This window comes from Streptomyces shaanxiensis, from assembly GCF_039537145.1.
GTDB lineage: Bacteria > Actinomycetota > Actinomycetes > Streptomycetales > Streptomycetaceae > Streptomyces > Streptomyces shaanxiensis.
In genome coordinates, this window is sequence record NZ_BAAAZY010000006.1 from 377,820 (window position 1) to 390,843 (window position 13,024).

At 72.0% G+C, this 13,024-nt stretch carries 13 protein-coding genes; 6 read left to right on the forward strand and 7 right to left on the reverse strand.

Features of this window, described 5'->3' with window-relative positions:
• The first annotated feature begins 79 nt into the window (after positions 1 to 79).
• From ABD932_RS08465 to ABD932_RS08490, 6 genes are read left to right on the forward strand one after another with little or no spacing between them, the layout of a single operon-like run.
• Positions 80 to 1,552, forward strand: a complete 1,473-nt coding sequence (locus ABD932_RS08465) for an ADP-ribosylglycohydrolase family protein (RefSeq protein WP_425587422.1) — start codon at positions 80 to 82, stop codon at positions 1,550 to 1,552.
• An 8-nt stretch (positions 1,553 to 1,560) separates the two neighbouring features.
• Complete coding sequence (locus ABD932_RS08470; protein ID WP_345010216.1) at positions 1,561 to 2,754, forward strand: ADP-ribosylglycohydrolase family protein; 1,194 nt, start codon at positions 1,561 to 1,563, stop codon at positions 2,752 to 2,754.
• The gene (locus ABD932_RS08475) at positions 2,742 to 4,127 is read left to right on the forward strand and encodes an ADP-ribosylglycohydrolase family protein (RefSeq protein WP_345010218.1); all 1,386 of its coding nucleotides are present in this window, start codon (positions 2,742 to 2,744) and stop codon (positions 4,125 to 4,127) included. Before ABD932_RS08470 ends, ABD932_RS08475 begins: the two co-directional genes overlap by 13 nt.
• Entirely contained in the window at positions 4,124 to 5,017 is an 894-nt protein-coding gene (gene rbsK, locus ABD932_RS08480; RefSeq protein ID WP_345010220.1) for a ribokinase, read from the forward strand. Before ABD932_RS08475 ends, rbsK begins: the two co-directional genes overlap by 4 nt.
• Before the next feature lie 41 nt (positions 5,018 to 5,058).
• The gene (locus tag ABD932_RS08485) at positions 5,059 to 6,249 is read left to right on the forward strand and encodes a CaiB/BaiF CoA transferase family protein (protein ID WP_345010504.1); all 1,191 of its coding nucleotides are present in this window, start codon (positions 5,059 to 5,061) and stop codon (positions 6,247 to 6,249) included.
• Positions 6,246 to 7,097 (forward strand): HpcH/HpaI aldolase/citrate lyase family protein, encoded by an 852-nt coding sequence (locus ABD932_RS08490; RefSeq protein ID WP_345010222.1) that lies wholly within the window; start codon positions 6,246 to 6,248, stop codon positions 7,095 to 7,097. Before ABD932_RS08485 ends, ABD932_RS08490 begins: the two co-directional genes overlap by 4 nt.
• A 56-nt stretch (positions 7,098 to 7,153) precedes the next feature.
• Here ABD932_RS08490 and lgt read toward each other — a convergent pair whose 3' ends face one another.
• The 7 genes from lgt to ABD932_RS08520 form a co-directional block, all read right to left on the reverse strand.
• Positions 7,154 to 8,146 carry a prolipoprotein diacylglyceryl transferase gene (gene lgt / locus ABD932_RS08495; RefSeq protein WP_345010224.1) on the reverse strand — a complete coding sequence of 331 codons (993 nt, stop codon included), beginning with the start codon at positions 8,144 to 8,146 and terminating at the stop codon, positions 7,154 to 7,156.
• A 100-nt stretch (positions 8,147 to 8,246) separates the two neighbouring features.
• Positions 8,247 to 9,020: a DsbA family protein gene (locus ABD932_RS08500; protein WP_345010226.1), complete on the reverse strand. Its 774-nt coding sequence runs from the start codon at positions 9,018 to 9,020 to the stop codon at positions 8,247 to 8,249.
• 116 nt (positions 9,021 to 9,136) lie between these two features.
• Positions 9,137 to 9,955: a tryptophan synthase subunit alpha gene (gene trpA / locus ABD932_RS08505; protein WP_345010228.1), complete on the reverse strand. Its 819-nt coding sequence runs from the start codon at positions 9,953 to 9,955 to the stop codon at positions 9,137 to 9,139.
• The gene (gene trpB, locus ABD932_RS08510) at positions 9,952 to 11,238 is read right to left on the reverse strand and encodes a tryptophan synthase subunit beta (RefSeq protein WP_345010230.1); all 1,287 of its coding nucleotides are present in this window, start codon (positions 11,236 to 11,238) and stop codon (positions 9,952 to 9,954) included. Before trpB ends, trpA begins: the two co-directional genes overlap by 4 nt.
• A gap of 59 nt (positions 11,239 to 11,297) precedes the next feature.
• Complete coding sequence (gene trpM / locus ABD932_RS43930) at positions 11,298 to 11,540, reverse strand: tryptophan biosynthesis modulator TrpM (RefSeq protein WP_425587423.1); 243 nt, start codon at positions 11,538 to 11,540, stop codon at positions 11,298 to 11,300.
• A 21-nt stretch (positions 11,541 to 11,561) separates the two neighbouring features.
• Complete coding sequence (gene trpC / locus ABD932_RS08515) at positions 11,562 to 12,371, reverse strand: indole-3-glycerol phosphate synthase TrpC (RefSeq protein WP_345010232.1); 810 nt, start codon at positions 12,369 to 12,371, stop codon at positions 11,562 to 11,564.
• A gap of 136 nt (positions 12,372 to 12,507) precedes the next feature.
• Positions 12,508 to 12,972, reverse strand: coding sequence for a DUF2752 domain-containing protein (locus tag ABD932_RS08520; protein WP_345010506.1), 465 nt, complete (start codon positions 12,970 to 12,972; stop codon positions 12,508 to 12,510).
• Positions 12,973 to 13,024 lie beyond the last annotated feature (52 nt).

Here is a 13,024-nt window from a genome sequence, read left to right on the forward strand (position 1 = left end):
GACCGAGGACCCAGCGGCGGCCGAGCGAGGGGCGGGGGTGGTCTCGGATGAGGTGGTAGCTGGGGCGGCTCCGGAGGAGGTGGTAGCTGGGGCGGCCTCGGAGGAAGCAGCGCCTGGGACGACCCCGGAGGACCACGCGCCCCGGACCGCCCCGGACTCCCCGCTGCTCGTGACGGGTGTGGTCTCGGAGGATGTGGCACCGGGGGCGGCTTCGGAGGAGACAGCGCCCGGGACACTCTCGGAGGACCTCGCGGCCTGGACGCCCCCGGAGGACCTCACCCCCGCAACACTCCCCCAAGCCCCCGCACCCGGCACACCCCCGCACGAACCCGCGGCCGCCGGCGGCGAGCACCCTCCACCAGGGCCGCCCGCACCCGACGACGAAAGTCGCACGGGCGGTGCGGGTGGGAAACGCCAGGCCGAAGGCGAAGCCGAGGCCGGGCAGAGGATCCTCGGGCTCCTCCTGGGCCTGGCCGCAGGCGACGCCGCCGGCTGGCCCGCCGCCCGCCACCGAGCCGCCCGTATGCCCGAATGGACCCGCCGCCTCACCCGCGAACTCGACACCTTCGCCGAACACAACGCCACGACCACCCTCCCCGTCCCCATCGCCCTCAACCAACCCCCCGAACCGCTCCGCCTGGGCCCCTCCGACGACGCGGAATGGGCGGCGTTCGCCGCAGAGGCAGTCCTCCGCGCCGGCGACGACACCGCCCTCGGCGACCTCAGCCGAGAACGCCGCACCCGAGCCGCGATCGACCTGACCTGGAACGCCGTAGCCAGCGAAGTCGCCGCCGCTGCCGACCGCGCCCCAGAGGTCGAGTCGGCCATCCTCCCCCTGCGCGCCCGCATCTCCGTCCGCGCCGGCCTCGGCAACCTCGCCACCGGGCTGCGCCCACCCGCAACCGGCCACGACAACCCGCACTACTTCGACGACGCCGCCTGCGTACGGGCCTGCGTCCTGGCCGTCGCCCACCCCGGCGACCCCCACCGCGCCGCCGACCTCGCCGAGTTCGACGCCCGCTACACCCAGGACGGCGACGGCGTACACGGCGCGAGAGCCATGGCGGCGGCCCTCGCCCTGGCCCTGACCGGCGCGAACACCCACGCCTGCGTGACAGCCGCACTCGCCGAGCTCCCGGAGGAGACGGAGATCGGCCGCAACGCCCGCCACGCCCTGCAGCTCGCCCGGGCCGCCGACAGCGCCTTCGCCCTGATCCCCCTCCTCGAACACCAAATCGTCGACCACGTCTACAGCTACGGCATCGCAGCGGCCGAGACGGTCCCGGTGGCCCTCGCCCTCACCGTCGCGGCAGGCGGCCGTATCGCCGAGGCGGTCCCCGCCGCCGCATGCCTCTCCCGCGTCGCCGACTCGGCACCGGCCCTGGCAGGCGCACTGACCGGCGCGTTGGGCGGCGGGACGTCCATCCCGGCGTCCTGGCGCGACACCTGCCGCACCCTCTCCGGCTGCGTACTCCCCCGACTCACCGGCACCGACCTGGTGGAACTCGCCGAACTCCTGGAAGCCACACAACCGGCTCGACCAGGAGGATGATTCGGGGCATGACGCCCAAACCAGAAGAAACCAGTGGCCCGCGAGAAACCAGTGGTCCGCGTCTCGACGAGCGGATCACCGGCGCCCTGGTCGGCGCGGCGGTCGGCGACGCCCTCGGCGGCCCGGTGGAGGGCTACTCCCCCGACCAGATCCTCGAACGTCACGCCGGCCGCGTCCACGGCATCGTCGGCCCCTGGAACGGCGACGCCTGGCGCACGGCCCGCCCCATCGCGCCGTACCACAAGGGCGACGGCCACGTCACCGACGACACCTTGATGACGCACGCGCTGGTACGGGTGTACGTCCAGGTCCGCGACCACTTGGACGCGTACGCGATCGCCGACCACCTGGTCCCGGACCTGATGACGAACCCGCGCTGGATCCCCGAGCTGGAGGCGGAGGCCCTCCCCCTCCACCGCGTCTTCCTGGCGGAGAAATGGCTGGTGGCCCGCCTCCACTACGGCCACGTCGACCCACGCGAGGCCGGCGTCGGCAACATCGTCAACTGCGGTGCGGCGATGTACATGGCCCCCGTCGGCCTGGTCAACGCGGCGAACCCGAGGGCCGCGTACGCCGAGGCGCTGGACATCGCGGGCGCCCACCAGTCGTCGTACGGCCGCGAGGCGGCGGGCGTCTTCGCGGCGGCGGTGGCAGCGGCGTGCACCCCCGAGGCGACACCGGACGCGATCATCTCGACCTGCCTGTCCCTGGCGAAGGACGGCACGCGGACGGCGATCGAGAAGGTCTGCGAAGTGGCGGGCGCCCACACGGACTTCGAGTCGGCGCTGGCCCCGCTCCGCAAGGCGATCACCCCGTACGACACGGTCGGCCCCGACTACCGACAGCCTTCCCTCGGCGCCCGCCGCCCCTCCCGCCTGCACGCCGTCGAGGAACTCCCCGTCGCCCTGGCCATGCTGCTGGTCGCGAACGGCGACTACCGCCAGGCGGTCCTGGGCGCGGTGAACTACGGCCGCGACTGCGACTCGATCGCGACGATGGCCGGCGCCCTGTCCGGCGCCCTGGGCTCACCGCCCCCGCAGGACTGGTCGAAGACGGTCGCGGAGGCCAGCCGCCTGGACCTCTGGGAACCACCCCGCGCCCTGACCGAGGTCACGAGGGAGATCCACGCCCGCGACATCCGCCGCCACCGAGCCCACGAGGCGGCGTTCACGGCACTGGAGGGCCGAGGATGCTCCGACTGACCTGGGTCCAGCCGGAGGACCTGCTGGGCCACGAACTCCGGCAGGCGGCCTTGGACGGCCGTGAGCCGTCGAGGATCGCGGAGAGGTGGGAAGCGGCGGGCGGCAGCGCGGCCCCACTGCGGGCGGGGGCTTCGGCGGAGCCGGCGTCGAGGTATCTGCGGACGCTGGCAGAGGACCTGCTGGACGAACTGGCGGACCTGCCGAGCAGGTTGACGGACGACGAGCCGACGGACCTGAAGAAGATCAAGTCCCTGTGCCCGAACTGGCCGTCCGATCCCAGCGCCTCCACGCCGCGGCCCGCACCACCGCGCCTCGAAGCCGCCTGGCTGGGCCGAGCAGTCGGCTGTCTCCTCGGCAAGCCCGTGGAAAAGCTCCCCCTCGAAGCCATCCGCCACCTGGCCAAGTCGACCGGCAACTGGCCCCTGAACACCTACTTCACCGCTCGCGGCGTTCCCCCGGACCTGCTCACCGCCCACCCCTGGAACCGCCGCTCGGCAACGACGTCCCTCGCCGAGAACATCGACGGCATGCCCGAGGACGACGACCTCAACTACCCCCTCCTCAACCTCCTCCTGCTCCAACGCCACGGCAGAACCTTCACCACCACCGACGTAGCCCGCCTGTGGCTCGACGAACTCCCCCCGGGCCGCACCTTCACCGCCGAACGCATCGCCCACCGCAACCTCCTCCTCGGCCTCGAACCCCCGCACACGGCCCGCCACCGCAACCCCTTCCGCGAGTGGATCGGCGCCCTCATCCGCGCGGACGTCCACGGCTGGACCAACCCCGGCGACCCGTCCGCCGCAGCCGAACAGGCCCACAGGGACGCCACCCTCACCCACACCGCCAACGGCGTCTACGCGGCGATGTTCACGGCGGCGGTCATCGCACAGGCGGCGACAGCGACCGGCATCGACGACATCCACGCCTGCCTGCGCACCGGCCTCACGGTGATCCCCCCGCGGTCCCGCCTGGCGGAGGCGATCCACCACGCCATCCACCTGGCCGGCACCCACGAGGACTTCGACACGGTCGTCGACGAACTCCACGCCACCCACGCGCACACCCACCACTGGGTCCACGCCATCCCCAACACCGCCCTGATCACCGCCGCCCTCACCCACGCGAACGGCGACTTCACCGGCTCCATCTGCCGTGCCGTATCGGGGGGTTGGGACACCGATTCCAACGGCGCGACCGCGGGCAGCATCGCGGCCCTCCTCACCGGCACGCCCGCCGCCCTCCCGCACCGCTGGACCGCTCCCCTCAAGAACCGCCTCGCCACCTCCGTCGCCGACTTCAACGGCACGGGCTTCGACGCACTGGCCCAACTCACCTACGACCTCACCCACTGGGAGGCCATCCACCCATGACCGACATCGTCGTGCTCGGCAGCACGAACATGGACCTGGTCACCTACGTCACCAAGGCACCGCAGCGCGGCGAGACCGTGACGGGACGGGAGTTCCGTACGGTCCCCGGCGGCAAGGGCGCCAACCAGGCGATCGCGGCCGCCCGCGCGGGCGGCGACGTCCTGATGATCGGCGCCGTCGGCAACGACGCCTACGGCACCCACCTGCGCTCCACCCTCGAACACTCCGGCGTGGACACCGACGACCTCCGCACCGCCGAAGGCCCCTCCGGCACCGCGCACATCGTCGTGGACGACGAGGGCGGCAACGCGATCGTCGTGATCCCCGGCGCCAACGGCACGCTCGACCATCTGAGCCCCGGCGACGAGGGCGTCATCGCCTCCGCCGACATCCTGCTGCTCCAGCTGGAGATCCCGTTGCCCGCGGTCGTCGCCGGCGCCCAGGCGGCCCGCCGCCACGACGTCCGTACGGTCCTCACCCCGTCCCCCGCCCAGCCGCTCCCGGACGAACTCCTCGCCGCCGTCGACCTGTTGGTCCCCAACGAACACGAGGCCACCACCCTCACCGGCCGCACCGACCCCCGCGAGGCGGCCACCGCACTGCTCGACCGGGTCCCCGAGGTCGTCGTCACCCTGGGCGCGGCCGGCAGCCTGTACGTCACCCGCGGCGCCGACCCCCTGACCGTCCCCGCCCCGAAGGTCACCGCCGTCGACTCCACCGGCGCCGGGGACACGTTCGTCGGCGCCCTCGCGGTGGCGCTCGGTGAAGGCCGCCCGATGCCGGACGCTCTGGCCTGGGCGGCGGCAGCGGCCGCGCTGTCGGTCCAGCGGGAGGGCGCCTCGGCGTCGATGCCGTACCGCCCCGAGATCGAGGCACGGTACGCGTCATGACCGAAGCAGCCGCTGAGACAACCGCCGAAGCAACCGCCGGAATGGCCAAAGCGCCCTTGGCCGGCCTCCGCGTCCTCGACCTGGCCACCCTCTTCGCCGGCCCCCTCGCCGCCACGATGCTCGGCGACTTCGGCGCGGAGATCGTCAAGGTCGAGCACCCCGAGAAGCCGGACCCCTCCCGCGGCCACGGCCCGTCGAAGGACGGCGTGGGCCTGTGGTGGAAGGTCCTCGGCCGCAACAAGCGCACGATCACCCTGAACCTCTCCAAGCCCGGCGGCCGCGCCACCCTCCTGCGCCTGGCCGCGACCGCGGACGTCGTCATCGAGAACTTCCGCCCGGGCACCCTGGAGAAATGGGACCTCGGCTGGCCGGAGCTCTCCGCCGCCAACCCCCGCCTGGTCCTCGCCCGCGTCACCGGCTTCGGCCAGTTCGGCCCCTACGCCCACCGCCCCGGCTTCGGCACCCTGGCCGAGGCGATGAGCGGCTTCGCCGCACTCACCGGCGAACCGGACGCGCCCCCGACGCTCCCGCCGTTCGGCCTGGCCGACTCGATCGCGGGCCTCGCGACCGCGTACGCGGTGATGACGGCACTGGCCGCCCGCGAGCGTACCGGCGAGGGCCAGGTCGTCGACATGGCCCTGATCGAGCCGATGCTGCTGGCCCTCGGCCCCCAGGCGACCTGGTACGACCAGCTCGGCTACGTCCAGGAACGCACCGGCAACCGCTCCGCCAACAACGCCCCGCGCAACACCTACCGCACCGCGGACGGCACCTGGGTCGCCGTCTCCACCTCCGCCCAGTCGATTGCCGAGCGCGTGATGCACCTGGTGGGGCGCCCCGACCTGATCGACGAACCCTGGTTCGCGACAGGCGCCGACCGGGCCCGCCACGCCGACGTCCTCGACCGGGCGGTCGGCGACTGGATCGCCCGCCACACCCGCTCCGACGTCCTCGCGGCCTTCGAGAAGGCGGAGGCGGCGGTCGCTCCGATCCAGGACGTACGGGATGTGATGACGGATCCGCAGTACGCGGCCCTGGACACGATCACCACCGTCGACGACCCCGAACTCGGCCTCCTGCGCATGCAGAACGTCCTCTTCCGCCTCTCCGCCACCCCCGGCACGATCCGCTGGGCGGGCCGCCCGCACGGCGCCGACACCGACGAGATCCTCACCGACCTGGGCCTGGCCCCCGCCGAACTGGCATCCCTGCACGAGGAGGGCGCCCTGTGACGCGCCCGGCGACGACCGCCCCGTACCCCCTGACCTGGCTGTACGCCCCCGGCGACCGTCCCGGCGTGGTGGCCAAGGCCCTGACGTCCGGCGCCGACATCGTCATCGTCGACCTGGAGGACGCGGTCGCCCCGGACCGCAAGGACTACGCCCGGGCGGCCACGGCCGACCTGCTCTCCGAGCCCGAGCACCAGGTCCCCATCCATGTCCGCGTGAACGCCCTGGGCACACCGTCGGCGGCGAAGGACCTGGAGACACTGGCGGCCCTGCCCGGCCTGTCCGGCCTCCGCCTCCCGAAAGTGATCTCCGCCGAGCAGATCATCCACCTCGCACAGACCACACCGCCCACCGACCCGGGCGCACCCCCGCTCCACGCCCTCCTGGAATCGGCCCTGGGCATCGAGCGCGCCCACGCGATCGCCACCGCCCACCCCTCCCTCCACGGCATCTCGCTGGGCGAGGCGGATCTACGGGCCGACCTCGGCGTACGGAGCGACGCGGGCCTCGACTGGTGCCGCTCCCGCGTCGTCGTGGCCGCCCGAGCGGCGGGCCTGCCCCCACCGGCCCAGTCCATCCACCCGGACATCCGCGACCTGGAGGGCCTGGCCGCGTCCTGCGCCCACGGCCGCACCCTGGGCTTCCTGGGCCGAGCGGCCATCCACCCCCGCCAGCTCCCGGTGATCGAACGGGCCTATCTCCCCACGGAGGCGGAACTGGAACAGGCGGAGACGATCATCAAGGCAGGGGCGGCGAATCAAGGTGCCCAAGCGCTCCCGGACGGGAGCTTCGTCGACGCGGCGGTGGTGGCGACGGCACAGCGAACCCTGTCCCTGGCCCGCCGCGCCTGAGACGCGACGAGGGCGCCCGGGAGACCCGGGCGCCCTCGTCCACGTACGACCGACCGTCAGCTCTTCTTCGCCGACTCGGCCGCGTCGCTCACGTCTTCTTTCGCGTCGTCCTTCTCCTCCGTGCCCGAGGAGTCCTCAGCACCCGACGCATCCTCAGCGTCCGGGGAGTCCGTCTCGGCCTTCTTCTCGTCGGCGTCGGCATCGCCCCCGGCCGCACCGTCGGAGCCTTCCGCCGCCCCCGGCTCGACGACCTCTTCGCGGCCCGGCCGCTTCTTCGCCGACACCACGATGTACGTCACCGCGAGCAGGAAGACGATGATCGCGGTCCAGACGTTCAGCCGCACACCAAGGACCTTGTGGGCGTCATCGATGCGCATGTACTCGATCCAGCCGCGGCCGGCGCAGTACGCGGCGACGTACAGCGCGAACGCCCGCCCGTGCCCCAGCTTGAAGCGGCGGTCGGCCCAGATCACCAGCAGCGCGACGCCGATGCACCACAGCGACTCGTACAGGAAGGTCGGGTGGTAGGTGCCCGGCACCCGTCCGTCGGTCGTGGACGTGATCTCCAGGGCCCACGGAACATCCGTCTGCCTTCCGTACAGCTCCTGGTTGAACCAGTTGCCCCAGCGCCCGATCGCCTGCGCGAAGGCGATGCCGGGCGCCACGGCGTCGGCGTACGCGGGCAGCGGGATGCCCCGGCGCCGGCAGCCGATCCACGCGCCCAGCGCGCCGAAGGCGATGGCGCCCCAGATACCGAGGCCGCCCTCCCAGATCTTGAAGGCGTCCACCCAGTCACGGCCCTCGCTGAAGTACAGCTGGTAGTCCGTGATCACGTGGTAGAGCCGGCCGCCGATCAGGCCGAACGGCACGGCCCAGACCGCGATGTCGGCAACCGTGCCGGCTCGCCCGCCCCGGGCGATCCAGCGTTTGTTGCCGAGCCAGACGGCTACGAAGACACCGATGATGATGCAGAACGCGTAGCCGCGCAGCGGAATGGGGCCGAGGTGGATCACCCCGCGCGACGGGCTGGGAATGTAGGCAAGTTCCATGGCAAGGTCGACGCTACCCTGCCGGGCGGCGCCGATGTCAGGCGGCCCGGCTACGGGTCCATAACAGGCAGCGCCCCGAACAGGCCCTGCCCACGTCGGCTCATCCCTGGGCGGCCTCCTCCACCATCTGCTTCAGCTTGGCCGGCGTCATCGTCTGGTCCTGGTAGATGTTCTTGCCGTTCAGCAGCACCGTCGGCGTACCACTGAAGCCGCCCTCCTTGAACGCGTCGTTGGACTTGTTCACCCAGCTGTTGTGCGTGCCGTCCTCGACGCACTTGCGGAAGGCGGGCGTGTCCAGGCCGTCGACCTTGGCCGCGAGCTCCAGGAGCTTGCTGTTCTTCGCGAAGGCGTCGTCGACCTCCGGCGGCTGGTTCTGGTACAGCACGTCGTGGTACGGCACGAACTTTCCGACGTCCTGGGCGCAGGCCGCGGCGTTGGCGGCGTTGCGGGAGCCGGTGCCGCCCATGTTGCCGTCGATGATCGTCGCCAGGTGGTACTCGACCCTGAGCTTGCCCGAGTCCGTCAGCTCGTGGATCGTCGATCTGTACGCGTCCTCGAAGGACTTGCAGGCCGGGCAGCGGAAGTCCTCCCAGACCGTGAGCGTCGACTTGGCGTTCTCCTCGCCGACCGGGATCGCGAGGCCGTCCTTGCCCTGCGCTCCCGAGGGTCCCACCACCGGCCCCGCGTCGCTGCTGTCGTCCTTGCCGGCGTTCGCCGCGACGACTCCGATCACCGCCGCGAGTCCCAGCACGCAGACGACGCTCGCGCCGATGATCAGCGCACGGCGACGCTTGTCCGCGGCCTTCTGCTTCTCGCGCTCGACCGCCAGCCGCTCCCGGGCGGTCCGCTTACCCTCACGATTCTTTTCGCTCACACCCGCAGAACGAACCGGGGAGGCGCAGCGCGCCTCCCCGGCCACAGGTCCACCCGTTCGAGCGACTCGTACGGAAGACCCTTCTTCCTACTTCCGATTGCTGCTTCCGAGGGGCTCTACGCCTGCCCGCGCACGCCCTTCGCCAGCTCACCGGCAAGCGTGCGCACGGCCTCCACGCCAGCCGCGTCGTCCGGCGCGTCCAGCATCCGCTTCACGAAGGCCGAGCCGACGATCACGCCGTCGGCGAAGCCGGCCACCTCGGCGGCCTGCTCGGCGTTGGATACGCCGAGGCCGACGCAGACGGGCAGGTCGGTTCCGGTGGCCCGGGTGCGCTCGACCAGGTCCTGCGCCTGCGCGCCCACGGACGCGCGGGTGCCGGTGACGCCCATCAGCGAGGCGGCGTAGACGAAGCCACTGCCCGCCGCGGTGATCTGGGCGAGCCGCTCGTCCTTGCTGCTCGGCGCCACGACGAAGACCGTCGCGAGGCCGTGCTTCTCGGCGTGCTCCCTCCACAGGGCCGACTCCTGGACCGGCAGGTCGGGCAGGATGCAGCCCGCACCGCCCGCTTCCGCCAGCTCGGCGGTGAAGCGCTCGACGCCGTAGCGGTCGATGGGGTTCCAGTACGTCATGACGAGGATCGGCTTGCCGGTGGCCTCGTGCGCCTCGCGGACCGTACGCATGACGTCCGCGATCTTGACGCCGCCGCGCAGGGCGATGTCATCGGCGGTCTGGATGACGGGGCCGTCGAGGACGGGGTCGCTGTGCGGCAGACCCACCTCCACGACGTCCGCGCCGCCGTCGAGAGCGGCCTTGATCGCCTCGATGCCGCCGTCCACGGTCGGGAACCCGGCCGGCAGGTAGGCGATGAGGGCGGAGCGGCCCTCGGCCTTGGCCGCGTGCAGGGTGTCCGTCAACAGCTGGATGTTTCCGCTCACTTGGCGTCCCCCTGGATCTCGGCCGCACCACCGTTGGCGTCGGCGGCCACCTCGGCGTCGGTGTCGTACAGGCCGAAGTAACGGGCGGCCGTGTCCATGTCCTTGTCACCGCGTCCGGACAGGTTGACGACGATCAGCCCGTCCTTGCCCAGCTCCTTGCCGACCTCCAGGGCACCGGCGAGCGCGTGGGCGCTCTCGATCGCCGGGATGATGCCCTCGGTGCGCGACAGCAGACGCAGGGCCTGCATCGCCGCGTCGTCCGTGACCGCGCGGTACTCGCCGCGGCCGCTGTCCTTGAGGTAGGAGTGCTCCGGGCCGATGCCGGGGTAGTCCAGACCGGCCGAGATCGAGTACGGCTCGGTGATCTGGCCCTCCTCGTCCTGCAGGACGTAGGAGCGGGAACCGTGCAGGATGCCGGGCTCGCCGGCGGTCAGCGTGGCCGCGTGCTCGCCGGTCTCGACGCCGTGCCCGGCGGGCTCGCAGCCGATGAGGCGTACGTCCGTGTCGGGGATGAAGGCGTGGAAGAGGCCGATGGCGTTGGAACCGCCGCCGACGCAGGCGACGGCCGCGTCGGGGAGGCGTCCGGCGCGCTCCAGGAGCTGACGGCGGGCCTCGACGCCGATCACGCGGTGGAAGTCGCGGACCATGGCGGGGAAGGGGTGCGGGCCGGCGACCGTACCGAAGAGGTAGTGGGTGTGGTCGACGTTGGCGACCCAGTCGCGGAACGCCTCGTTGATGGCGTCCTTGAGGGTACGCGATCCCGACTTCACGGCGATGACCTCGGCGCCGAGCATGCGCATCCGGGCCACGTTGAGGGCCTGGCGCTGGGTGTCGATCTCGCCCATGTAGATCGTGCACTCGAGGCCGAAGAGCGCGCAGGCCGTCGCCGTCGCAACGCCGTGCTGGCCGGCGCCGGTCTCGGCGATCACGCGGGTCTTGCCCATGCGCTTGGTGAGCAGGGCCTGGCCGAGCACGTTGTTGATCTTGTGGGAGCCGGTGTGGTTGAGGTCTTCCCGCTTCAGGAAGATCCGTGCGCCACCGGCGTGTTCGGCGAACCTCGGCACCTCGGTGAGGGAGCTGGGGCGGCCGGTGTAGTTGACCAGCAGGTCGTCGAGCTCGCGGGCGAACTCGGGGTCGTGCTTGGCCTTGTCGTACTCGACGGCCACCTCGTCCACGGCGGCGACGAGGGCCTCCGGGATGAACTTGCCGCCGAACGCGCCGAAGTAGCCTTCGGCGCTCGGTACCTGACCCTCGGGGTCGGGGATGAAAAACTCGCTGGGCATGCGGAAACCTCACGGTGAGTTTGCGGAATGCACTAATCGCCGTGGGGGGCGGGGCTTCGTCAGCCGGCTGCGGGCCGGCTGTGGCTTGTCGCGCACGCGCGGCGGTAGCCGCAAATCAAACTGAGCCCCGCGCCCCTAAAGGGGCGCTGCCATCGACGGCCGTTGACCTGCCCGGGTTCGTCTCCGATGACGTATCGCACTCGACGGCCGTGCACCCGGCGTGCGGGCGCGCGGCAGCCACGGGGGCGGCAGCCGCGCGCGAGGCGGGCGTACCTGTCCGTGGTCGTGGTCGTGAGCGTCATCGGGCCAACTCTATCGGGTGATCAGCTGCGGCCGTGTCGCAGTGCGGGGTGCTCGCCCGCTGCCACCAGGTCGGAGACCGCGGACTTCGGGTCCTTGCCGGTGACGAGGGACTCGCCGACCAGGACCGCGTCGGCGCCGGCGTTGGCGTAGGCGATGAGGTCGTGGGGGCCGCGGACGCCCGACTCGGCGACCTTGACGATGTGGGCGGGGATCTCGGGCGCGACGCGCTCGAACGTCCCGCGGTCGACCTCCAGGGTCTTCAGGTTCCGCGCGTTGACGCCGATGACCTTCGCGCCCGCGTCCACGGCACGCTCGACCTCGTCCTCGTCGTGGACCTCGACGAGCGGGGTCAGGCCGATGGACACCGCGCGCTCGATGAGGGACTCCAGGGCGGACTGGTCGAGGGCGGCGACGATCAGCAGCGCGAGGTCGGCGCCGTACGCGCGGGCCTCCCACAGCTGGTACGACGTGACGATGAAGTCCTTACGGAGGACCGGGATGTCCACGCGCGCGCGGACGGCCTCCAGGTCGGCCAGCGAGCCCCCGAAGCGACGCTGTTCGGTGAGGACGGAGATGACGGCCGCGCCGCCCGCCTCGTAGTCCGCGGCGAGCCCGGCCGGGTCGGCGATCGCGGCCAGCGCGCCCTTGGAGGGGCTGGAACGCTTGACCTCGCAGATGACCTTGACGCCGTCGCCCCTGAGCGCGGCGACCCCGTCCTTGGCTGCCGGAGCCTTCGCCGCGCGCTCCTTGAGCTCGTCGAGGCTGACGCGCGCCTGCCGCTCCGCGAGGTCGGCACGGACTCCGTCGATGATCTCGTCGAGCACACTCACGCGAGCGGCCCCCTTCCAGACGGTCGGTTATGAAAGCGGTACGAAAACCTATGGTCACTGCGATGGTATCCGGAGGAGGGCGTAGGCCTCGCATCCGGTTGACGCCGGTCCCACTACCTGGACGTTCCCCAGTTGATCAAGGATGCAGCCAGCCACCGAACGGCAGGTTCCGGACAACGGTGAAGACCAGCAGCAATGCCCCGGCCGTCCACAGCCGCACCGGCGAGAGATCGAGCCCGATCGGTCGCCCTCGCGCCGCCCGGATCACCCAGACGGTCCACACCACGGCGAAGAGCGCATAGCCGACGACAGCGAGCGCGTTGTCCTGGAGCGCCGCCGCGAAGTCCCCGTGGACGACGGCGTGCGCACTGCGCAGTCCGCCGCAGCCGGGGCAGTAGATGCCGGTGACCTGGAGGAGCGGGCAGGCGGGATAGTGGCCGGGTTCGTTCGGGTCCACTGCCCCCACGTACGCGAAGGCGCCGACGACGGCCGCGAGCACCCCCGCCGGCACGGCAAGGCGGCGCGACACCGAGCCGACGCCGGACAGGGTCGTCCCCTGGCTGTCGGTCGCCCTCGGGTCGTCGGCGTTCACGTCATGCATTGTGCCCCCGGACATGCGTGAGGGGCGTCCCCCGGCACCCATCGGCGCCGGG